Here is a 22046-nt window from a genome sequence, read left to right as displayed (position 1 = left end):
CAATGCACCAGCCAGCCACCGACCCTCGGCCACGGGTCCTCCACCTGACGCAGCCCGTCGAGGGCGGGGTCGCCCGGGTCGTCGCGGACCTGACGCGGGCTCAGCTCGCGGCCGGCCTGCGGGTCACGGTCGCCTGCCCGGACAGCGGGCTGAGCGAGATACTCCGGCGGCTGGGGGCCGACGTACGGCACTGGCACGCGACGCGTGCGCCGGGGCCGTCGCTCGCCGGTGAGGTACGGCGGCTGGTGCGGCTGGTCGACGACGTGCGGCCCGCTCTGGTGCACGCCCACAGCGCGAAGGCCGGGCTGGCCGGGCGGCTCGCCGTGCGGGGACGGATCCCCACGGTGTTCCAGCCGCACGCCTGGTCGTTCGAGGCGGTCGGTGGGCCGACCGCCGCGCTGGCGGTGCGGTGGGAGCGGTTCGGGGCGCGCTGGGCGCACCGGACGGTGTGCGTGAGCGAGGCGGAACGCCGGACCGGGCTGCGGGCCGGTGTCCACGCCCGGTGGGCGGTCGTACCGAACGGGATCGACGCCGAGCGTTTCCGTCCTGCCGCCGCCGGCCCCGTACGGGCCTCTCTCGGGACGGACGGCGATCCGGGGGCACCGCTGGTGGTCTGTGTGGGGCGGCTGTGCCGGCAGAAGGGGCAGGACGTGCTGCTGGCCGCGTGGCCCTCGGTGGCCCGGCGGGTGCCGGGGGCGCGGCTGGTGCTGGTCGGCGACGGGCCCGACCGGGAGCGGCTGCGCGGCCCGGAGCCGGTGCTGTTCGCGGGGGCGGTCGCCGATCCCGTGCCCTGGTACCAGGCGGCCGACCTGGTCGTGCTGCCGTCGCGCTGGGAGGGCATGGCGCTGGCCCCGCTGGAGGCGATGGCCTGCGGGCGGCCCGTGGTGACGACGGACGTGGACGGCGCCCGGGAGAGTCTGCCGCCGGCCCTCGTACCGCACTGCCTGGTGCCGCCGGAGGATCCGCCCGCGCTGGCCGACGCGGTCACCGCGCTGCTGCTCGACCCGCTGCTGCGCGAGTCGCTCGGCCACCAGGGCCGTCGGCACGTGCTGGCCACACACGACGTACGGCACGCCGCCGAGGCGACGGCGGACGTGTACCGCGCGCTTCTCGGCACCGGGATCGCGGCGCCTGCCGCGCCCACCGAGTACAGGGAGTCCATCCACTCGTGACTGCGGAACGCACTGCGGAAAGTACGGTCCCCTCCCCCGGCACCCAGCCACGGGACCACGGATTCCCGACCGTCCCGGTCGTGCACGCCACCGGGAGGGGCGGCGCCGGGTTCCGTTCCCCGGCCCGGCGTCCCGCGGCCCGGCCCGCCTCGCCGGTGTCGTTGCTCGGCGCCGATCTCGGCGCGGCCCTGCTGGGGGCGCTGACGCTGAGCCGGCCGGTCCTGATGGCCCTGCTGGTCGCCGGGGCGATGCTGCTGCGTCCGCACCGGCCGCCCCGGCGCGGGCAGGGCGTGCTGGACGAACTGCCCACCGTCTGCGGCCGGATCGCGGTGGCCTGGCTGGCGCTCGCCGCGCTGGTCGCCGCGCACGACCCGAGGGACGCGCTGCCGGCCGGCACGCTGGCCCTCGGCTTCACCGTGCACGCCACGGCGGGCTGTGCGGGACGTGGGCTGGTGCACTGGCGGCGGCGTGTGGCGCTGCTGCGGCAGCCGCGGGCCGCGCTGGTCGTCGGTCCCGTCGACACCGCGCAGCGGGTGGCCGCCGCCGTACTGCGGCACCCGCGGTGCGGGGTGCGGCCGGTGGGGATCGTCGCCGACCACCCGGACGGCACCGAGGGGCTGCCGGTGCTGACGACCGGTGAGGAGGTCCACCGGGCGCTCATCCAGAACGGCGTCCGGGACGTGCTGGTCGTCCACCCCTCCGTACGGACCGAGCACGGCCCGCTGCTGCGGGCGCTCGCCGAGTCCGGGTGCGCGGTGTGGGAGCTCGACGCGGACTCCCCCTCGTGCGAGGCCCGCGAACAGCTCGCCGGGTACGCGTGCCGGCAGCTGGAGCTCGGCTCCGGGCGGCGCGTCGACGTCGGCAAGCGGGTGCTGGACGCGGTCGTGTCCGGGGCGCTGCTGCTGGCGGTCAGCCCGCTGCTGCTGGCTTGCGCGCTGGCGCTGCGGATCAGCGAGGGGCCGGGCGTGGTGTTCCGGCAGGAGCGCATCGGCCAGGACGGCCGGCCCTTCACCCTGCTGAAGCTGCGCACCCACCGCCCGGCCGACGAGCACGAGTCGGCGACCCGGTGGAGCGTGGAGAACGAGCACGACATGCCGTGGTTCTGCCGCTTCCTGCGCCGCACCTCGCTGGACGAGCTGCTCCAGCTGTGGAACGTCTTCCGCGGCGACATGAGCCTGGTCGGACCGCGCCCCGAACGCCCCTACTTCGTCGACCGGTTCAGCCAGACCCACCCCGGCTACGCGGCCCGCCACCGCATGCCGACCGGCATCACCGGGCTCGCCCAGATCAACGGGCTGCGCGGCGACACCTCGATCGAGGACCGGGCCCGCTTCGACAACGCGTACATCGACAACTGGTCGCTGTGGCAGGACGTCTGCATCCTGCTGCGCACGGCGGTCGCGCTCGTCCGCCCGACGGGGAGCTGAGCACCGATGAGCTTCGCTCTGCCCGCCGTGCGGACCCGGACGCTCTCCCCCGTCCTGCCCGTGGTGGCCGTGGTCGCCCTGCTCGGGCTGCCGGTCGCGCCGGACGGCGACGGGGGTGCGACCGCGGCCGACGCGGCCTCGGCGCTGCTGGTCGGCTTCTGCGCCGTGCGGCTGCTGCGGCAGCGGCGGCGCCCCCTGTCCCGTACCGCCGCCGTGATCCTCGGACTGCCCGTCGCCGGGCTCGCCGTGGCCGCGATGGGGGCGGCCTCCGCGGAGACCGGGTTCAGCGGGATGGGCCGCTATCTCCAGGTGTTCGTGCTGGTGCCGGCCGCCGTGCTGCTGCTGATCCGCGACCGGGGGGACTTCCGGCTGCTCGCCTGGTCGCTGGTGGCGCTCGCCGGGTGGCAGGGGGCGGTCGGCGTGCACCAGTACGTGACCGGCACCGGCGCCTCGTACCAGGGACAGCCGATCCGGGCGGTGGGCACCTTCGGGCCGCAGGACGTCATGGGAATGGCGAGCGTGGTGTCGTTCGGGGTGGTGTGCGCGGTCGGGCTGGCGCTCGGTCGGACGTCCGTACGACAGCGGGTGATCGCCGTCGCCTGCGCGCTGGCGCTGCTGGTGCCGCTCGCGCTGTCCTTCAGCCGGGGCGCCTGGATCGCGACCGCCGTGACCTGCGCGGCGCAGCTGTTGCTGGCCGGGATGCGGCGCGCGGTGCGGGTGGGCGCGGCGGTGGTCGCGGCCGGGGTGGTCCTGGTCGGCGGCTTCGGGGTCGGTACGGCGCTGCTGCAGGAGCGGATCACGAGCATCACGCAGGTCACCGACGCGCCCGACCAGTCGGTCACCGACCGCTACACCATGTGGGCGGCGGCGACCGGCATGTGGCGCGAACAGCCGCTGACCGGCGTGGGCTTGAAGGGCTTTCCCGAGTACCGCGACGCGCACGCCTCGCTGGCGCTGTCCGCGGCCGGCGACACGGAGGGCGCGGGCGCGGCCTTCCGCAGGCAGCCGCTGCTGTCCCCGCACAACATGTACCTGCTGGTGCTCAGCGAGCAGGGGCTCATCGGGCTGCTGGCACTCGCCGGGAGCTGGCTGGCGCTGCTGGTGTGCGCGGTGCTGGGACTGGTGCGGACGCGGAGGAAGGGTGCCGGGCGGGGGCTCGACTGTGCGCTGGTGGCCTGCGGGCTGCTGGTCTGGCAGTTGACCGACTTCGTGTACGCCGACATCGGCGGGCCCTCGACCGTGCTGACCGCCCTGTGTCTCGGCCTCGCGGCCTGGTGGGCGCTGGTCGGCGGGCGCGCCCAGGAGCGGTCGGTGGAGGAGGCACCGGCGCGATGAACGTGACGCCGCCGCGGTCGGCCCAGCCCCCCGTACCCCCCGCACGCACCGCGCCGCCCACGGAGGACGGCACCGAGCCACCCCCGGAATCCCGCGGCTTCCTCGCCAAGGCCGCCCTGGTCACCGCCGCGCTCTCGGTCGCCGGGGCGCTGCTCGGGCTCGGGCGGGACCAGGCGCTGGCCCGGCTGTTCGGGGCGGGCAGTGAGACGGACGCGTTCCTGGTCGCCTGGACGGTGCCGGAGTTCGCGGCCACCCTGCTCATCGAGGACGGGCTGGCCCTCGTCCTGATCCCGGCGTTCAGCCTCGCGCTGTCCCGGCGGGCGCAGGGCGTGCCCGGCGACCCGGTCCGCTCCCTGGTCGCCACGACGCTGCCCCGGCTGTCGCTCGCCCTGGTCACCGCCGGCGGGCTGGTCGCCGTCGGCGCCCCTTTCCTGGTCGGCGCCCTCGCCCCAGGCCTGCCCGACCCCTCCCTCGCCGTCGACTGCACCCGGCTCACCGCAACCTGCGTGCTGAGCTTCGGGCTCGCCGGGTACTGCAGCGCGGCCCTGCGGGCGCACCGCCGCTTCCTGGCGCCGGCGGCGATCTACGTGGCCTACAACAGCGGCATCATCGCCGCGATGCTCGTGCTCGGCGGGCACTGGGGGGTGCGCTCGGCGGCGATGGGGGTCGCGGTGGGCGGCTGTTTGATGGTGGTGATTCAACTACCCGCGCTGGTGCGGCAGTTGCGGAAGAAGAGCGTCGGCGGGCCGGCGGAGGCCGGGGAGCCGCAGCGCCCGGTGGGGCTCGCGCTGGTCTGTGCGGTGCTGTTGTTCGCGCTGTGCCGTCAGTCCCAGGTCCTCATCGAACGGTTCATCGCCTCGCACCTGGACCCCGGGGCGATCTCGCATCTGAACTACGCCCAGAAGGTGGCGCAGATCCCGATGACGCTGTCGCTGATGCTCTGCACGGTCACCTTCCCGGTGGTCGCGCGGGCCCTGGCCGACGGCGACACCGAGCGGGCCCGCGACCGGGTCGAGCGGGATCTGGCGCTGGCGGCGTGCATCGTGCTGCTCGGCGCCGCCACGGTCATCGCGTGCGCCCCGCAGATCGTCGAACTCCTCTTCCAGCGGGGCGCGTTCACCGCACAGGACACGGCGGCGACGGCCGACGTGATGCGTGTGTACGCCCTCGGCCTGCTCGGCCAGACCCTGGTCGGCGGCCTGGTCCGCACGTACTTCTCGGACGGCCGCCCGAACTGGTACCCGCTGGCCGCGATGACGGCGGGCATCGCCGCGACGGCCGCTGTCGGGGCGTGCACGGTGGGGCTGTGGGGGGTGAGCGGCATCGCCGCCGCGAACGCGGCCGGCATCACCTTGACGGCGGGGCTGCTGCTCGGCGGGGCGCGGGCGGACAGCGGGCGTGGGAGCGGCGCAAACGGCACCGCCCGCAACGTCGTCCCCCTGCGCCTCCGCCGCGTCCTCACGGACCTCGGCCGGCCGCTCGGTGCCGCGCTGGGCGCGACCGCCGCCGGCTCCTTCGTCGCGAGCCGGTTCGACGCGCCCCTGTCCGGGCTGCTCCTCGGCTGTCCGACCGTGGCCGTCGTTTTCGTCCTGCTCGGCCGGGCGCTGGGCGAGCAGGGTGTCGCATCCGCACTCCGTTCCGTACGTTCCGCGACCCGAAGGCTTCCGTATGTCCGTTCCCGTTGACAGCGGCACGCGTGCCGTGCGCTCCCCGGCCCCGGTCCCCTGGGTGGCGATGTACCACTCCGTGGGTGACTGCTCGGACGACCCCTACCGCATCACCGTCACCCCGGACCGCCTGGACCGGCAGCTGGCCTGGCTGCGCCGGCGCGGGCTGCGGGGCGTGTCCGTGGCCGAGTTGCTCGCCGCCCGCGCGCGGGGCGAGGACCGGGGTCTCGTCGGGCTGACGTTCGACGACGGGTACGCCGACTTCGTCGACGCCGCCCTTCCGGTGCTGCGCCGCCACGGCTGCGGCGCCACCCTCTTCGTCCTGCCCGGCCGGCTCGGCGGGCACAACGCCTGGGACCCGCTGGGCCCGCGCAAGCCGCTGCTGACCGCCGACGGCATCCGGCACGCGGCCGAGCAGGGCATCGAGATCGGTTCGCACGGGCTGACGCACGTCGATCTGACCAAGGCCGACGACGTCACGCTCAAGGTGGAGACCGTCGAAAGCAGAGTGGCGCTCACCGAGTTGACCGGTGCTCCGGTCGCCGGTTTCTGCTACCCGTACGGCACGGTCGACCAGCGCGCCGTCGACGCGGTACGGGACGCCGGGTACGCGTACGCCTGCGCGATCGACCCCGGCCCGCTCACCGGCCCGCACGCCCTGCCCCGGCTGCACATCGGGCAGCACGACACCGCCGTACGCCTGCTGCTGAAGTACCGGCTGCACCGGCTGCGCCGCCGCCCGGTGGAGGGCGTGTGATGAAGGCCCTGCACATCATCACCGGCCTCGGCGTCGGCGGCGCAGAGCAGCAACTGCGGCTACTGCTGCGGCACCTGCCCGTCGACTGCGACGTCGTGACGCTCACCAACCCGGGCCCGGTGGCCGACGGCCTGATCGCCGACGGTGTCCGCGTCACCCACCTCGGCATGCGCGGCAACCGGGACATCGGCGCCCTGCCCCGCCTCACCCGCCTCGTGCGGGCCGGCGGCTACGACCTGGTGCACACCCACCTGTACCGCGCCTGCCTCTACGGCCGTCTCGCCGCCCGCCTCGCCGGAGTCAGGGCGATCGTCGCCACCGAGCACTCCCTGGGCGACTCCCAGATGGAGGGCCGCCCCCTGACCACCGGCGTCCGCGCGCTCTATCTCGCCAGTGAGCGCCTCGGCCGCAGCACGGTCGCCGTCTCCCCGACGGTCGCCGACCGGCTGGAGCGTTGGGGTGTCCCGGCCGCCCGGATCGAGGTCGTCCCCAACGGCATCGACCTGGCCCGGTTCCGCTTCGACCCGGTCCAGCGGCTGCGCGTCCGCCAGCGGTTCGGCCTGCCGGAGACCGCGTTCGTCGTCGGGGCCGTCGGACGCCTCGCCGCCGGCAAGCGTTTCGACGTCGCCGTCCGCGCCCTGGCCCGGCTTCCCTCGGACTACTGGCTGTTGCTGGTCGGCGGCGGCCCCGAGGACAACGTGCTGCGCCGCACGGCGTACGAGGCCGGTGTCGCCGACCGCGTCCTGTTCACCGGCGAACGCCCCTACGTCCCGGACGGTTCCCCCGGCCCCGACCTGCCGTCCCTCACCGCCGCGATGGACCTGCTGGTCTCCCCGTCCCCCGAGGAGGCGTTCGGGCTCGCGGTGGTGGAGGCCCTCGCGGCGGGGCTGCCCGTGGTGCACGCCTCGTGCCCGGCGATCGAGGACCTGCCCCCGGACACCGCGCCCACCGCCCGCCGGGTGACCGGTGGCGCCGAGGCGTTCGCCCGCGCCGTCGCCGAGGTCCGGGCGGCCGGTCCCCGGCCCCGCACGGCCGCCGAAGCCGCCCGGCACTACTGCGTCACCCGCAGCGCCGCCCAGCTCATGGATGTCTACGCGACCGCACTCGCCGCCCCGCGTGAGGCGGCGCCCTCGTCACCGTCACCCCAGGGAGTCAGTTCGTGATGACCGAGAACCCCACCGGACAGCGCCGCCCGGCCGGACTGTCGGCCCGCGCCAGGACACTCCCGCCCTGGACCCTGCTCGCGGCCGGCGTGGTCGCCGGCGGCCTGCTCGGCGGCGCGTACGGCGGACTGAAGACACCGACGTACACGGCCACCAGTTACGTCGTCGTCGTACCGACCGAGAAGTCCGACCCGGCCGCCGCGCTGGGCTTCGCACAGGCCTACGGACGGGTCGCCTCGCAGGTCGCGGTGCTCGGGGACGCGCAGGTGTGGGCGGGCGTACCGGTGCGGACGCTGCGGGACAGCGTGCGGACGGCGACCTCGCCGGACGCGCCGATGGTCGCGGTCACCGCCACCTCCTCCCGGCCCGGCCTCGCCGCCGACATGGCCAACGCCGTGGCCCGCGCGCTGACCCTGCACGCGGGCGACAACGCGGGCGCCACCAACGTCGAGCTCCAGCAGTTCGCCCGCGCCACCGAGCCGTCCGAGCCGTCCTCCGCCTCGGCCCCGGTGACCGGCCTGGTCGGCGCGAGCGCGGGCGGGCTGCTCGGCGGGCTCGCCCTGCTCGTGCGGCCCCGGCGCGGCACCGACGACTCCGGGCGAGCCGCCGCCGTGCCGGGACCGGCCGTCGCCGTCGACGCGCACGGAACGCTGTGAAGCCGTCGTACCGCACGGAGGTCGTCACCGACGAGCCCGCCTTCGCCGAACTCGCCCCCGTCTGGGGCCGGCTGTACGGGCGGTCGCCGACCGCGACACCGTTCCAGAGCCACGCCTGGCTGCACTCGTGGTGGCTGTCGTACGGCAGGCCGGGGCGGCTGCGGCTGGTGCTGGTGCGCGCGGGCGGCGAACTCGTCGCGGCGGCCCCGCTGATGCGGGTGACGCGGCCACTGCCGTCACTGGTGCCGCTGGGCGGGGCGATCTCCGACTACGGGGACGTCCTGCTGGACGACGAGCACGGGGAGGCGGCGCTGGCCGCGCTCACCGAGGGGCTCGCGGCGGCCGCGCGCACCGCTCTGATCGACCTGCGGGAGGTCCGGCCGGGCGGAGCCGCCGAGCGGGTGTACGAGCGCTGGCGCGGGCCGCGGCGCCGGGTGAGCGACTCGCTGTGCCTGGAGCTGCCCGCCGTACCGATGGCGGAGCTGATCTCCCGGCTGCCGTCCAAGTCCCAGCAGCGGGCGCGCGCCAAGCTGCGCAGGCTGCGCGCGCTGGGCGCGGAGCGGAGTGTCGTCAAGCCCGACGAGGTTCAGCGGGCGCTGCGGCGGCTGCTGGAACTGCACCGGTTGCAGTGGCAGGGGCGCAAGGTGACGTCGGAGCATCTGCTGCCGAGGTTCCGGGACCATCTGGAGCGGGCGGTGGCGGAGATGGTGCGCACCGGGGACGCGGTGGTCACCGAGTTCCGGCTGGGCGACGCCGTGGTGGCCGTCGATCTGACGCTGAGGTCGCGGTGGCTGAGCGGCGGCTATCTGTACGGCGCCCACCCGCGGCTGCGGGAACACAAGGTGGACGTGGCGGCGATGCTGCTTCAGGCCTGCACCGAGCAGGTCGGCGCCGAAGAGCTCAGCACGCTGAGCCTGCTGCGCGGCAACGAGCCGTACAAGCACCACTGGCGTCCCGAGACCGTCGTCAACCAACGGCTGCTGCTGGCCCGCCGGCGCACCGCCCCGTTGCTGGCGGCCGCGGTGTGCGGTGATGGAGTGCGCCGCCGGGGCAAGGAGCTGGCGCGCCGGCGGAAGGAGCGTGACGGTGGCGGCAGGTCCTGAGAGGGCCTGCCGCCACCTGCGGCGCGCCGGGTCACCGGGCGCGCGACCACCAGTCGACCCGCATGCACAGCTTCCCGCCGAGCCAGTACTCCACCCAGTCGCCCAGGTCCAGCGGCGAGCAGTTGGCCGAAGGTGTGGCGGGCGGCGTCGTCGGAGCGGGCTGCGTCGGCTGGGAGGGCTGCGTCGGCTGGGAGGGCTGCGGGGTCGGGACGTCGGTGCGGCCGGAGAGGAGCGCCCGGTACACCGCGGCGGACCGCGGATTGTCGTCGCACTGCCAGACGCCGTGCGGGCAGTAGTCGGTCAGTGTGTTGTAGAGCGGTTTGTGCTCGTCCATCCAGGCGAGCATCCGGCGCATGTATTCCGCGTTGTCACCGTTGCGGAACAGCCCCCATTCGGGATAGGAAATCTGTTTGCCGTGGGCCTTGGCGAAATCCGCGTGGTCCTGGAGTCCGTAGGGCTCTTTCACCTGTTCGTCGAAGGACAGTCCGGCCGGCTGGTCGTACGCGTCCATTCCGATGATGTCGACCGTGGCGTCCCCCGGATAGCACTTCGTCCAGGGAATGGCGTCGCGGCCGCGCGTCGGGGTGAAGTCGAAACGGAATTTCTGGCCGGGCACCGAACGCATGGTGGTGACGATCCTGTTCCAGTACCGCTTCCACGCCCGCGGGTCGGGCCCGCACCGATGGGTGTACGTGATGCCGTTCATCTCCCAGCCGAGCACGATCACCGTGTCCGGCACCTTCAGCTCGACCAGCCGCTCGGCGAGCGCCCGGAAGTGGTGATCGAACTGCCCGGCCGCACCCCGCCGCAGCAGCGCCCGGACCTCGGCGTCGGAAAGACCCTCCTCGTTGCGCTCCAGCATGGGCACGTTGAGGACGAACAGCCGGTCGTCCTCGGCGTTGCGCCAGTCGGCCCACGCCTGAAGGAAATTGGGCGCGCCCTCGATGTTGCTCCACCGGTCGCCCGGCAGATAGGTGTGACCGACGCGCAGTTCGGCATTTCCCAGCCAGCGGCTGAGCTCGGCGATCCGCCGCACGCCGCGCTCCCCGTAGTGGAGGTAGGCGCCGAAGGCGGGGAACTGCTGCGCGGGCGGCTTGGCCGGGGTGCTCGGCACGGCCGCCGTGGGCGTCGCGGGTGTCGTGGGCGTGGGAGCCGGCGGCTCGGCGACCGCCGTCACCCCCAGGCCCAGGGCGAATCCGGGACCGGTGGCCAGGGCGGCCGACGCGACGACCGTCGCCGCGAGGCACGCCAGTCGGCGAGGCCTGGCCCGGCGGTGCTGTGCGGCCATTCCTGCTCCTTTCCGCACTGCGTGCGCGTTGGATTTCCCAGTCCGGCAACTGACAGACCGGCAACTGACAGACCGGCAACTGACGGTCCGGCTAATGACAGTCCAGCTACTGACACCCAGTCATAACAGTATGAATTCCGCCAGTGCGCGTGTGGCGTACGAGTGCCCCGCTCGCCCGCACGGGTGAAACGACCGAAGGAATAACCACCGTGTCGCTGTTCGACACCCGCGTCCCCGCGGTTCTGCTGCGGATCGACCGGAATCCCTTTCACCACGGAACCCTGGGCGCCGTGCGCTCGCTCGGCCGGGCGGGGGTGGACGTGCACGTGGTCGCCGACTGCGCCGAAAGCCCGGTCCGTACGTCCCGTTTCGTACGGCAACTGCATCCGCCGCCCGGGCCGGACGCGTCCCCCGACGACATCGCCGTGGTGCTGCGCCGGGTGGCCGCCGGGATCGCGCGGCCCGCCGTGCTGATCCCGATGGACGACGCGAGCGCCGTCGCGGTGGGACGCCTGCGTCACGCCCTCGCGCCCGCGTACCTGCTCCCCGCGATCCCCCCCGAGCTGCCCGGACGCGTCGCCGACAAGGCCGAACTGGCCGCCGTCTGCGCGGCCCTGGGCCTGCCGCACCCACGCACACTGGTCCCCGACAGCACCGACGAGGCCGCCGGGGCCGCCTGGCGTCTCGGGCTGCCGGTGGTGGCGAAGTGGAGCCGCCCCTGGCTGCTGCCCACCGGAACCGGCCTGCGCAGCACGGTGCTGGTGCGCTCCACGCGGCAGGCGCGGGACCTGTACGCGCGTTCCGCCGAGGCGGGCAGCCGCCTGCTCCTACAGGAGTTCCTGCCGCCGGGCCCGGGCCGCGACTGGTTCTTCCACGGGTACGCCGATCGCGCCGGCGCCGTCCGCGCGGGCGGCCCCGGCCGCAAACTGCACGCCTGGCCGCGCGCCGCGGGCCTGACGGCGGTCGGCGAGTGGGCGCCCAACCCCGAGGTGCGGGCCCTCGCCGAACGACTCGTCGGCGAGCTCGGCTACCACGGCATCCTGGACCTCGACTTCCGCCGCTGCGGTGCGACGGGGCGCTACCACCTGCTCGACTTCAACCCGCGGCCGGGAGCGCAGTTCCGGCTCTTCACCGACAGCGCCGGGCTGGACGTCGTACGGGCTCTGCACCTGGACCTGACTCACCGTCCGCTGCCGGACGGGGCGCCACGGCCCGGGCGGGCGTTCGTGGTGGAGAACTACGCTCCGCTGACCACGCTCCGCCCGGCCCCCGGCGGCCGCGAACTGGCCTGGCACGCCCGCGACGACCTCGCCCCCGGCCTCGCGATGAGCGCCCTGTGGACCCGGCACGTGCTGCGCCGGCTACGGGGGCGGCTGCGACGGAAGGCGACGGTGGAGGTCCGGCCGCGGGTGTCGCTGGTCCGGCAGGCGACGGCCCCTGCCGAGGCCGAACTCTCCGGTACGTGCGGCCTCTCCAACCCCTCGGGATCCTCCGGCTCTTCCGGCACCTCCGGCACCTCCGGCTCGTCCGGCTCTTCCGGCGCGGAGAAGGCGGGCAGCCGCTGACGTGCGCCGGTGCAGGGGGCGGGCGCGGTCGTGCGGGCGCCCCGGGTGACGGTGGTTCGTCGCCCGGGGCGCGGCGCTTTTCGTGGACCTGGTGCGCGGGGTCGCCGGCACCGGGTGCGTTATCTGCGGGACGCGGCCCGGCCCCGCCAGTAGAGCAGGGCACCGCCCAGGATCATGGCGGCGCCGGCGCCCGAGGCCGCGAGTACGGCCTCGGGGCCGGTGGCGGGCAGAGAGGGCGGGTTCTCGTTGTTGCCGCCGGTGGGGGGTGTGTCGTTGTCGGCGGGGGGCTGCTCGACCGGCGGCGGCGGATTGTCGTCGGCCGGGGGTGTCGGGGGCTGCTGCGTGCTGGGGGGCGGCGTAGTCGCCGGCGGGGTCGGCGTGGGGGTGGCGCCGTAGCCGCTGTCGTCGCCGTAGCCGCCGGCGGAGTCGTCCCCGTAGCCGTAACTGCCCAGGAGGCCGTCGCCGTCGGCGGTGTTCCCGTAGCCGTCGGACGTGTCGTCGCTGTCGCGCGTCGTCGACGCGCCCGCGTCGCTGTCCGAGGTGGTCTCGCTACCGCCGCCTACCACGGTCTCGGCACGGTCCTCGACTACGGCGCCGTCCGCGGAGACATCGTCATGGACGTCGTCGAGGCCCGCGGACGGGTCCGCCCCCTCCTCGCAGGAGTCGCTGAAGGCCGGGTTCAGGCCGGCGACCCCGTCGGCGGTGTTGCCGCAGGCGTTGACCGGTACGTCGACCGGGATCTCGACGGTGCTGCCCGACGCCGCGCCGGGCGATCCCTTGGCCGCCCCGCCCGCCGTCGAGTCGGCGAGGGCGGCGCCGCCGCACAGGGACAGCATGCTCGTCGCGGCGGCCGCCGCGACGATTCCCTTGCTCAGGGTCTGTCGCAATCTCGTTGTCTTCCTGCTCAAAGAGGTCGGAAAGGCCGGCCTTGGAGAAGAGCGGAGTCGTCCAAGGCCGGCCGTGGCGCAGCCGAGCGGCTGGTGCGTTACGCCGTCAGTCGTTGATGCACACGTTGCCGAACGTCGGGTTCAGCGCCGCGATGAAGTTGACGGTGTTGCCGCACACGTTGACCGGAATGTGCAGGGCACCCTGAAGCACGTTGCCGGACAGGACACCCGGGGAGCCGATGGCGACACCCTCGGCTTCGGCGTCGGCCAGGGCCGGTGTGGCCATCCCGAGAGCCATGATCGCGCCCGCGACAACAGCAGCGCTCTTCTTCATGAACTTTCCCTTCTCTGCGGTCATGCCTTTTGGACGGCCGAAACCGAGCGAGCACAGCCTGGACGGCTCGCACCATGACCTGCAGCCTGTAAACGAGAAATTGACAGCCGAAGAAACCACGGAACGTGTCACACCGGTGAATTCACTCGATTGCTCGGTAAATAACTTCTTTCCGATGCGCCGCCGGGCGGCCCGCAAGGGAATCAGCGGACCGCCCGGGCTGCGTGATGGAAAACTCAGTCGCTGTTGGCCGACAGGACCGACAGGTCCTCCAGGATGTGGGTGAGCGCACCGTCCCGCTTGGTGTTCGTGGAGTTGTCCGCGCACTGCTGCTGCGTGTGGTCGGACAGGATCGGGACGTCCTGGAGCGTGCCGGCGATGGCCGCGTCGACGGCGATCGGGATGTCCTGCGCCGCGAGGCACGGCTTGTTGAGCGACCCGTCGACCAGCGAGAGCTGAGGGCTCATGTCGCCCTTGGTCGCCGAGTTGCCGAACGACGACGACGCACCGTTGCCGTTGGCCACGGACGGCCCTGAGTCGTCCCCGACGGCAAACGCCGGAGCGGCCGCCACCGACATACCGATGACGGAAGCGGCGGCCGCCGCGGCGACCATTGCCTTCTTGAGCACTTCGCGTTCCTTTCCTCGTAGCGACGCATGTCCTACGGCCTCATTCAACCCGGTCCGGGATGATTGGTTGCGGATGTTCACCCGGTTGGCTCGGCACCCCATCCAAACGCCCGATAATCACCGGGAACGACGAACACACAAAGCGTCGGAACATCGGCCGACAGGGTGATCGGGAGAAACTGTGCTGTGCCTGTGGAGTTGACCAGAACGCTCCGGTGGACGGGGTTTCCTCAGAAAGGACTGGCCAGTGATCAAGAAGGTTATTGCCACCGCTGCGATCGCCGCTTCCGTCATGGGTGCCTCCGCTGCCGCGGCGCCGCAGGCCCTGGCAGTCGGTGACGACAGCGGCCCGAGCTCCGCGAACGGCAATGGCGCGCTGCAGAGCTTCGGCAACTCGTCCACGTACGGGCACATGAGCCCGCAGATGGCGCTGATCCAGGGCTCATTCAACAAGCCGTGCATCGCCGTGAACGACCTGCCCGTCGGTGTCGGCGCCCTGGGCGGCCTCCCGATCCAGGAAATCCCGATCCTGTCGGACCACACGCAGCAGCAGTGCACGGAGAACTCCACCAACGCCAAGCGCGACGGTGCGCTGGCGCACCTGCTGGAGGACGTGTCGGTCCTGTCGGCCAACGGCGACTGACACCCGTCGCGAGGGCGGGCCGCCGAGCACCTCGGCGGCCCGCCCCTTTTTCGTGTGACGTCACCGAACGGACGCGTACAGCGCCTCGATCTCCTTCGCGTACGCCGTCGTCACCGCGTGCCGTTTGACCTTCAGGGACGGGGTCAGCAGGCCGTTCTCCTCGGTGAACTCGCCCTCGACGAGGGTGAAGGCGCGGATCGACTCGGCGCGGGAGACGGCCTCGTTGGCGTAGTCGACGGCCTTCTGGACGGCGGCGCGAACGCGCGGGTCCCGGCTGACGGCGGACAGGGGCGTGTCCGGGGGCATCTTGTGGACCGCCAGCCAGTGGGCGACCGCCTCCGGGTCGAGGGTGATCAGGGCGCCGACGAAGGGACGGTTGTCCCCGACGACCAGGCACTGGCCGATCGGTGAGCGGCTGCGCAGGCGGTCCTCCAGGATCGCCGGGGAGACGTTCTTGCCGCCGGAGGTGACGAGGATGTCCTTCTTGCGGCCGGTGATGGTGAGGTAGCCGTCCTGGTCGAGGGCGCCGAGGTCGCCGGTGGCGAACCAGCCGTCGGTGCGGACCGCTTCGGTGGCTTCCGGGTTGTTCCAGTACGTGTCGAAGACGATGCCGCCCCTGATCAGCACCTCGCCGTCGTCGGCGATCCGGACGCCGGTGCCGGGGACGGGCAGGCCGACCGTGCCGGGGCGGGGTTTCAGGGGCGGGACGATGGTGGCCGCGGCGGTGGTCTCGGTCAGGCCGTAGCCTTCGTAGACCACGATTCCGGCGGCGTAGAAGAAGAGATTGAGGTTGCGGTCCAGCGGGGAGCCGCCGCTGATGGCGTAGCGCAGCCGGCCGCCCAGTTCCTTGCGGATCCGGCGGTAGACCAGCAGGTCGTACAGCGCCCAGGCGGCGTACAGGCCCGGGCCGGGGCCCTTGCCGGTGCCGAGGAAACGGTTCAGGTGCGCCGCGCCGAAGCGGACGGCGATACGGTCCGCGCGTTCGAAGGACGCACCGCGGCCGATCTTCTCGGCGGTGGCGCGGCCGGTGTCGTGGATCTTCTCGAACAGGTACGGGACGCCGACCAGGAAGGTGGGCCGGAACTCCTTGAGCATCGGGCGGAGTTCGTCGGGTTTGACGCTCGGGCAGTGGCCGATCTCTATCCGGGCCATCAGGCACGCGATCTGGAGGGTGCGGCCGAGGATGTGGGCGAGCGGCAGGAACAGGAGGGTGGAGGCGGTCTGGCGGGTGACCGCCTTGAAGACGGGGTGGAGCAGCTCGACGGTGTTCGCGGCCTCCGCGTGCAGGTTGGCGTGGGTGAGGACGCAGCCCTTGGGCCGGCCGGTGGTGCCGGAGGTGTAGCAGATCGTCGCGACCGTGTCGGGGGTGAGGGCCGTACGGCGCTTGGTGACCTCCTCGTCGGGGAGGCTCTCACCGAGGGCGACGAGGTCGGCGAGGGCGTGGGCGTCGAGTTGCCAGATGCGGGGCGGGTGGGGGTGTTCGGCCGTACCGGTGGTGGCGGTGGCGGCGTTCTCGGCGGTCTCGGCGATGACGTGACGGGCGCCCGAGTCGCGGACGATCCACTCCACCTGGGCGGCGGAGGAGGTGGGGTAGATCGGGACGGTCCGGCCGCCGGCGGCCCAGACGGCGAAGTCCAGGACCGTCCACTCGTAGCGGGTGCGGGACATGACGGCGACCCGGCCGCCGGGTTCCAGACCGGCGGCGATCAGGCCCTTGGCGACGGCGGTGACCTCCTGGGCGAAGGCGGCGGCGGTGACCGGTTCCCAGGTGCCGTCCGCCGTTCTGCGGCGCAGTACGGCGGCGTCGGGGGCCTCGGCCGCGTTGGTGTACGGGATGTCGGCGATGCTGCCGCCGGTGGGGCGTTCGGCCAGCGGCAGGGCGTGCGCCTCGCGCACGGTGCCGGTCTCGTCCCTGATCAGCTCGATCCTGCCGCGGGCCGACAGGTCGGTGCGCTGCCTGGCCCGCTTCAGATCCCCGCGTACGCCCATGACGGCTCCCGTGTGCCGGTTCACTCATTGTTGACGCAAGGTCAACTTACTCGGAAGTAAGGAAAGGTCAATGGGTCGTGCGCGGACACTTGGCTGTGGGGCTTTCGTCAGTACGCGATGCCCTGAGCCTGATCGATGGCGGACGCCAGCTCCCGCACCGCCTCGTCCTCCGTCCGCCGCGCGAGATCGTCCGCGTGCTCGGCGAGTGCGTGGATGCCAGGGGCGCCCGGCAGTGGGGTGAAGCGGCTGTCCTCGCGGCGGAGGGCGTCGGCGAAGTAGGCGGCCACCGCCGTGACCTGGAAGCGGGGGGACGCGCCGCGGACGGAGTCGTCGAGGGCCGCCGTCTCCACCTGGCCGGACTCCTCGTGCGGGGCGCGGGTGTCGGGGTCGAGCCAGCGGACGGTGGCCGTGGCGAGGTGGCCGTCGGCGCCGGGCTTGGTGCGGACGGCGTACAGGGCGGTGACCGTGTGGCCGGGGCCGACCTCGCCGCCGTCGACGCGGTCGTCGCGGAAGTCCTCGTCGGCGACCTCGCGGTTCTCGTAGCCGATCAGGCGGAACCGGTCGACGGTCTCCGGGTCGAAGGCGACCTGCGCCTTGGCGTCGCGGGCGGTGAGGTCGATGTGCCGCGGGAGTTCCTCGCAGAAGACCTCGCGGGCCTCCTCGGCGGTGGAGACGTACGTCGTGTGGCCGTCGCCCCGGTCGGCGAGGCGTTCCATGAGATCGTCGCCGTAGTCGCTGCCGACGCCCACGCCGAAGAGGGTGATGCCGTGCTCGCGGCGGGCACCGGCGATGTTCTCCAGGATCGTGTCGGCGTCGGTGTCGCCGGTGTTGGCGAGGGCGTCGGAGACGAGGACGACCCGGTTCGTCGCGCCCTCGCGCAGGCCCTCGACGGCTGTCGCGTAACCGGTCTCCACGCCCGCGCCGAGGTTGGTGGACTGCTGCACCTCCAGAGCGGAGATGGCGTCGTGGATCCGGCCGCGGTTGCCGCCGAGCGCGGTCATCGGCAGGACCGTCTCGGCCTCGTCGCTGAAGGTGACGAGCGCGACCGAGTCGTCGTCGTGCAGCCGGTCGGTCATCACGCCGAGGGACTCCTTGGCGAGGTCGAGTCGGCCGGGTTCGGACATCGAGCCCGAGACGTCGAGGACGAAGGTGAGGGCGGCGGGCGGGCGCTCACCTTCGTTCTCGGCCGGGCGGGTGGCGAGGCCGACGCGGACCAGGGACCAGTCCTCGGCGCTGGTACGGGCGCCGTCGACGGTCACCGAGAAACCGTTTCCGCCGGGGCGTTCGTAGTCCTGGCGGAAGCTGTTGACGAACTCCTCCGGGCGGATCGTCGACGGGTGCGGGCGGCGGCCCTCGGCGAGGGTGCGGCGGGCGTAGCCGTACGAGGCCGTGTCGACGTCGAGCGCGAAGGTGGAGAGATAGTCGGGCGCGGGCGCGAACTCGCCCGACGTGCCGTCCTGCCGTTGCTCGCCGCTCACCTCCCCGGAGTCGGGGGCGGGCGGGGCCGGGGCCGGGAAGCCGTCGGCCCGTTCCGCGCTGTCCGCTCCGCTCCCGTCGCCGGTGCCGCCCGCGCCGCAGCCGGTGAGGAGCAGGCCGCCCGCCGTGGTGAGGGCGAGCAGCGCCCCGCTGAGCCGCCGTATCCGGTGTCGCTTCATCTCGCGTGCCCCCTGTGTCCGTTGACCGTCCGTCGAACGTCGACGTCTGTGACTGTGACGGCACAGGGGGCCGGAATGTGCGTGACGAAGCGTTGCGCTTGCGTCTCGAAGGGGCTACGGCGGGGGCCCGCCGAGACCGGTAGGTGATCTTCCGGAGACCTAGGAGACCACGTCCTTGCGGGCGAAACCCCGGAAGGCCAGGGCGAACAGCACCAGTGCGTACGTTATGGATATCGCGGTGCCCTGGATCATGCCGGACCACTGCGGTTCGGGCTGTACGGCGTCCGCCCAGGCGAACTGCCAGTGCGCGGGCAGGAAGTGCCGCCAGTCGCCGAGGGCGGTGACCGCGTCGAGGACGTTGCCGACGATGGTCAGGCCGACCGCGCCGCCCACCGCGCCGAGCGGCGCGTCCGTCCTGGTGGACAGCCAGAACGCCAGCCCGGCGGTGACCAGTTGGGACACGAAGATGTACGCCACGACCACCACCAGCCGCTGCGCCGCCGTGCCCGCGTCGAGCGCCCCGCCCGTGGGGATCTGCAGCGGGCCCCAGCCGTAGGCGGCGGTGCCGACGGCCAGCGCGACGAGGGGCAGCAGCACCATGGCGGCCAGGCTGAGGCCGAGCCCGACGACGAGCTTGGACCACAGCAGCCTCGCCCGGGGCACGGGAGCGGCGAGCAGATAGCGCAGGGAGGACCAGCCGGCCTCGGAGGCGACGGTGTCCCCGCAGAACAGGGCGACGGGGATCACCAGCAGGAAGCCCGCCGACACGAACAGGTTCACCGCGGCGAAGTTGCCCGCCGACGCGGTGGCCGTGTCCATCAGCGTGATCCGGTCGCCGCCGCCGTCCGGCTCGCCACCGATCGCGAAGGCGACGACCAGCACGAACGGCAGGAGGGCGAGGATGGAGAACATGACCAGCGTGCGGCGCCGCTTGAGCTGGCGGACCAGTTCCACCCGCAGGGGCAGGGTGCGGCCCGCCCGGTAGCCGGAGGCGACGTCGGTGAGAACGGGGGTGCTCATGCGGAACCTCCGATCAGGGTGAGGAAGGCGTCCTCCAGGCGGCGGTGCGGGCCGACCGACGCGACGGGCACTTCGAGTCGTACGAGTTCGGCGACCAGGCGGGACGGGCTGCCGTCGGCGTCGAGGCGGACGAGGAGTCCGTCGTCGGTGAGCACGGCCGAGGCGACGCCCGGCAGTGCGGCCACCTTCTCGGCCACCGGTTCCTCCACGGGCGCGACGGTGCCCACGAGCAGTGTGTCGCCGGAGCCGACGATCTCGCTCACCGGGCCCGCCTGCACGAGCCTGCCCCGGTCCATCACCACGAGATGCGTGCAGGACTGCTCGACCTCCGACAGGAGGTGGCTGGAGACGATGACCGTGCGGCCCGCGGCCGCGTACCGGATCATCACCTCGCGCATCTCGCGGATCTGGGGCGGGTCGAGGCCGTTGGTCGGTTCGTCGAGGATGAGCAGGTCCGGCAGGCCGAGCATGGCCTGCGCGATGGCGAGGCGCTGGCGCATGCCCTGCGAGTAGGTGCGCACCGCGCGGGCGAGCGCGTCGCCGAGTCCGGCGATCTCCAGGGCCTCGTCGAGGTGGGCGTCCTCGGCCGGGCGGCCGGTCGCCCGCCAGTACAGCTCCAGGTTCTCCCGGCCGGACAGATGCGGCAGGAAGCCGGCGCCCTCCACGAAGGCGCCGACCCGCGACAGCACGGGCGCGCCGGGGCGGATGGCGTGGCCGAAGACATGGATCTCGCCGCCGTCGGGCCTGATCAGGCCCATCAGCATGCGCAGGGTCGTGGTCTTGCCGGCGCCGTTGGGGCCGAGCAGGCCCAGGACCTGGCCCTTCTCCACTCGGAAGGAGAGGTCCTGGACGGCGTACCGGTCCGCCGACTTCGCGTACCGCTTGCTCAGGCCGGTGATCTGGAGCGGGACCTCGGACAACGAAGGGTCGGGTGCGGGGGTGGCGGTCCGGCGACGGGCGGAGAGCAGCAGCGCCAGCGCGATCACGGCACCGGTCAGCGGCAGCCACCACACCCAGGCGGGCAGCGGCGCGGCCGCCGCCGTCACAGCGGGGGCCGTCGGCACCTTCAGGTCGCCCTTGAGGGAGACGGTGTACGTCGCGGGCGCCGCCGGGGAGGCGTACGCCAGGTCGGTGGAGGCCAGGACCAGGCGCAGCCGGTGGCCCTTGCCGACCTCGTAGTCGATGGCGGGGAGGGTGAGCGTCACGTCCTTGCCGGCCTTGGCGTCCTCGACCCGGACGGGCGTCACCAGCTGGGAGGGCAGCACCTGCTGACGGCCGTCGGGGCCGACGTCGTACACCTTGGCGAACAGGACGGCGTCCTCGCTGCCGGCCCGCACATGGACGGTGGCCGTCGGGGAACCGGTGATGCGCAGGTCCTGGCCGAGCGGCGCCGACTCGAACCGCGCGAACTGCCCGGGGAAGTCGAGCGAGATGCCGACGCCGAGTGCGGAGAGCTGGGCGAGGCCGCCGCCGGCGCCGAGGCCGGGCAGCGCGGAGACGGCGGGCGGGCCGGCGCCGGGCGGGTTGTCGAAGCTCTGCTCGCGCCCGCCCATGTCGATGGAGCGGACTCCGCTCTCCAGTCCGGGGTACGCGTCCGCGCTCGCGCCCCGCAGCAGGGCCTCGCCGTCGGTGGAGTCGATGCCTCCGGTGCGGGTGACGCGGAAGGCGGGGCCGGTGTCGGCGCCCTTGTCGCCCTTGAGGTACCGGTCGAACCACGCCGTCACGCGCTGCTGGATCCGGCTGGTCTCCATGTCGCCGCCGTCATGGCCGCCGGCGATCCAGTCGACGTCCACGGGGGCGCCGTTGGCGCGGATGGCCTGCGCGGCCGCGTCGGCCTGGCCCAGCGGGAACAGGGAGTCCGACTGGCCCTGCACCAGCAGCGTCGGTACGTCGATGCGGTCGCCGACAGCCGACGGCGAGCGCTCTTCGAGCAGTTGGCGTGCCTCGGTGTCGGGGATGCCGGACTCGGCGACCCGCTCGTACATCCGGCACAGCCGCGGCTCGAAGTTGGCGCAGCCGCCGCCGGAGTTGACGAATATGCCGGCCCACAGCTTCTTGAAGACGCCGTTCGGGAACAGGGCGTCCGCGAGGTTCCAGTAGGTGATCGCCGGGGCGATGGCGTCCACGCGGTCGTCGTACCCGGCGGTCAGCAGCGAGATCGCGCCGCCGTACGAACCGCCGGCCATGCCCACGCGCGGGTCGCCGGACTTGTCCAGCTGAACTTGCGGCTGCCCGGCGAGCCAGTCGATCAGCTTCGAGACGTCGGCGACCTCACCCTTCGGGTCGTTCAGCCCGATCCTGCCGGTGGAGCTGCCGAAGCCGCGCGCCGACCAGGTCAGTACCGCGTACCCGTCGCGGGCCAGGTCCTCCGCCTGCTGCCGTACGTCGTCCTTGCTGCCGCCGAAGCCGTGCGCCAGCAGCACGGCGGGGCGGCGGCCGGTGTCCGCGGAGGTGAAGTACGAGGTGTCGAGGCGCACCCCGTCGCCCACGGCCAGCACCCGGTCGGCGCGGCGCACCGCGGGCGCGTCGTCGTCGGCGACGGCCGTCCACGTACCGGCACCGGCGAGCACGACGACGGCGGCCGCGGCGGCGCCCAGCCGTCGCGGCCGCCGTAGCAGCCCCCGCAGTCCGGGCAGTCGAAGATCCATGCGTCAACGGTACGCGGCGAACCTGTCGGCCTATGACAGCTACGGTCTGAACCCCGGGCCATCCCACGGGAGTACGACGCCCGCCCCGCATACCGCGCTCGCGGTACG

General features: G+C 73.4%; 18 protein-coding genes. 10 read left to right on the top strand and 8 right to left on the bottom strand.

All coding sequences use genetic code 11. The features are described from left to right. Positions 1 to 2 precede the first annotated feature (2 nt). From I2W78_RS25775 to I2W78_RS40725, 8 genes are read left to right on the top strand one after another with little or no spacing between them, the layout of a single operon-like run. Positions 3 to 1172, top strand: a complete 1170-nt coding sequence (locus I2W78_RS25775) for a glycosyltransferase (RefSeq protein ID WP_196462646.1) — start codon at positions 3 to 5, stop codon at positions 1170 to 1172. Further along, a complete protein-coding gene (locus tag I2W78_RS25770; protein ID WP_196462645.1) occupies positions 1169 to 2599 on the top strand; it encodes an exopolysaccharide biosynthesis polyprenyl glycosylphosphotransferase in 1431 nt (476 codons plus the stop codon). Before I2W78_RS25775 ends, I2W78_RS25770 begins: the two co-directional genes overlap by 4 nt. 6 nt (positions 2600 to 2605) lie before the next feature. Continuing rightward, the gene (locus I2W78_RS25765; RefSeq protein ID WP_196462644.1) at positions 2606 to 3934 is read left to right on the top strand and encodes an O-antigen ligase family protein; all 1329 of its coding nucleotides are present in this window, start codon (positions 2606 to 2608) and stop codon (positions 3932 to 3934) included. Further along, entirely contained in the window at positions 3931 to 5619 is a 1689-nt protein-coding gene (gene murJ / locus I2W78_RS25760) for a murein biosynthesis integral membrane protein MurJ (protein ID WP_196462643.1), read from the top strand. Before I2W78_RS25765 ends, murJ begins: the two co-directional genes overlap by 4 nt. Then, positions 5603 to 6358 (top strand): polysaccharide deacetylase family protein, encoded by a 756-nt coding sequence (locus tag I2W78_RS25755; RefSeq protein WP_196462642.1) that lies wholly within the window; start codon positions 5603 to 5605, stop codon positions 6356 to 6358. The genes murJ and I2W78_RS25755 overlap by 17 nt, the downstream gene beginning before the upstream one ends. Next, entirely contained in the window at positions 6358 to 7521 is a 1164-nt protein-coding gene (locus tag I2W78_RS25750) for a glycosyltransferase (RefSeq protein WP_196462641.1), read from the top strand. The genes I2W78_RS25755 and I2W78_RS25750 overlap by 1 nt, the downstream gene beginning before the upstream one ends. Then, a complete protein-coding gene (locus I2W78_RS40730; RefSeq protein WP_230885590.1) occupies positions 7521 to 8177 on the top strand; it encodes a lipopolysaccharide biosynthesis protein in 657 nt (218 codons plus the stop codon). Before I2W78_RS25750 ends, I2W78_RS40730 begins: the two co-directional genes overlap by 1 nt. Continuing rightward, complete coding sequence (locus I2W78_RS40725; protein WP_307783778.1) at positions 8174 to 9280, top strand: GNAT family N-acetyltransferase; 1107 nt, start codon at positions 8174 to 8176, stop codon at positions 9278 to 9280. Before I2W78_RS40730 ends, I2W78_RS40725 begins: the two co-directional genes overlap by 4 nt. A gap of 31 nt (positions 9281 to 9311) precedes the next feature. Here the strand turns inward: I2W78_RS40725 and I2W78_RS25740 are convergent, their stop codons facing one another. After that, the gene (locus tag I2W78_RS25740) at positions 9312 to 10568 is read right to left on the bottom strand and encodes a glycoside hydrolase family 26 protein (RefSeq protein WP_196462639.1); all 1257 of its coding nucleotides are present in this window, start codon (positions 10566 to 10568) and stop codon (positions 9312 to 9314) included. 209 nt (positions 10569 to 10777) lie between these two features. On the opposite strand from I2W78_RS25740, the gene I2W78_RS25735 reads away from it, so the two are divergent. Next, positions 10778 to 12133 (top strand): carboxylate--amine ligase, encoded by a 1356-nt coding sequence (locus I2W78_RS25735; RefSeq protein WP_196462638.1) that lies wholly within the window; start codon positions 10778 to 10780, stop codon positions 12131 to 12133. Positions 12134 to 12252: 119 nt separating this feature from the next. Here the strand turns inward: I2W78_RS25735 and I2W78_RS41480 are convergent, their stop codons facing one another. From I2W78_RS41480 to I2W78_RS25720, 3 genes are all read right to left on the bottom strand, one after another. Further along, on the bottom strand, positions 12253 to 13020 hold the full coding sequence (locus I2W78_RS41480; RefSeq protein ID WP_230885589.1) for a chaplin: 768 nt from the start codon (positions 13018 to 13020) through the stop codon (positions 12253 to 12255). A gap of 106 nt (positions 13021 to 13126) precedes the next feature. Then, the gene (locus tag I2W78_RS25725) at positions 13127 to 13378 is read right to left on the bottom strand and encodes a chaplin (RefSeq protein WP_230885588.1); all 252 of its coding nucleotides are present in this window, start codon (positions 13376 to 13378) and stop codon (positions 13127 to 13129) included. Between the two features lie 212 nt (positions 13379 to 13590). Further along, a complete protein-coding gene (locus I2W78_RS25720) occupies positions 13591 to 13983 on the bottom strand; it encodes a rodlin (protein WP_196462637.1) in 393 nt (130 codons plus the stop codon). A gap of 247 nt (positions 13984 to 14230) precedes the next feature. On the opposite strand from I2W78_RS25720, the gene I2W78_RS25715 reads away from it, so the two are divergent. After that, positions 14231 to 14626, top strand: coding sequence for a rodlin (locus tag I2W78_RS25715; RefSeq protein WP_196462636.1), 396 nt, complete (start codon positions 14231 to 14233; stop codon positions 14624 to 14626). 60 nt (positions 14627 to 14686) lie between these two features. Here the strand turns inward: I2W78_RS25715 and I2W78_RS25710 are convergent, their stop codons facing one another. The 4 genes from I2W78_RS25710 to I2W78_RS25695 form a co-directional block, all read right to left on the bottom strand. Further along, positions 14687 to 16615: an AMP-dependent synthetase/ligase gene (locus I2W78_RS25710; protein WP_196462635.1), complete on the bottom strand. Its 1929-nt coding sequence runs from the start codon at positions 16613 to 16615 to the stop codon at positions 14687 to 14689. Positions 16616 to 16722: 107 nt separating this feature from the next. Further along, positions 16723 to 18270, bottom strand: a complete 1548-nt coding sequence (locus I2W78_RS25705; protein WP_196462634.1) for a vWA domain-containing protein — start codon at positions 18268 to 18270, stop codon at positions 16723 to 16725. A 159-nt stretch (positions 18271 to 18429) separates the two neighbouring features. Then, on the bottom strand, positions 18430 to 19290 hold the full coding sequence (locus tag I2W78_RS25700; RefSeq protein WP_196462633.1) for an ABC transporter permease: 861 nt from the start codon (positions 19288 to 19290) through the stop codon (positions 18430 to 18432). Next, positions 19287 to 21938: a CocE/NonD family hydrolase gene (locus I2W78_RS25695; RefSeq protein ID WP_196462632.1), complete on the bottom strand. Its 2652-nt coding sequence runs from the start codon at positions 21936 to 21938 to the stop codon at positions 19287 to 19289. Before I2W78_RS25695 ends, I2W78_RS25700 begins: the two co-directional genes overlap by 4 nt. Positions 21939 to 22046: the final 108 nt, after the last annotated feature.

Origin of the sequence: Streptomyces spinoverrucosus (assembly GCF_015712165.1) — a bacterium.
Taxonomy (GTDB): Bacteria; Actinomycetota; Actinomycetes; order Streptomycetales; family Streptomycetaceae; genus Streptomyces; species Streptomyces spinoverrucosus_A.
This window is presented reverse-complemented; position numbering and strand designations above follow the sequence as displayed.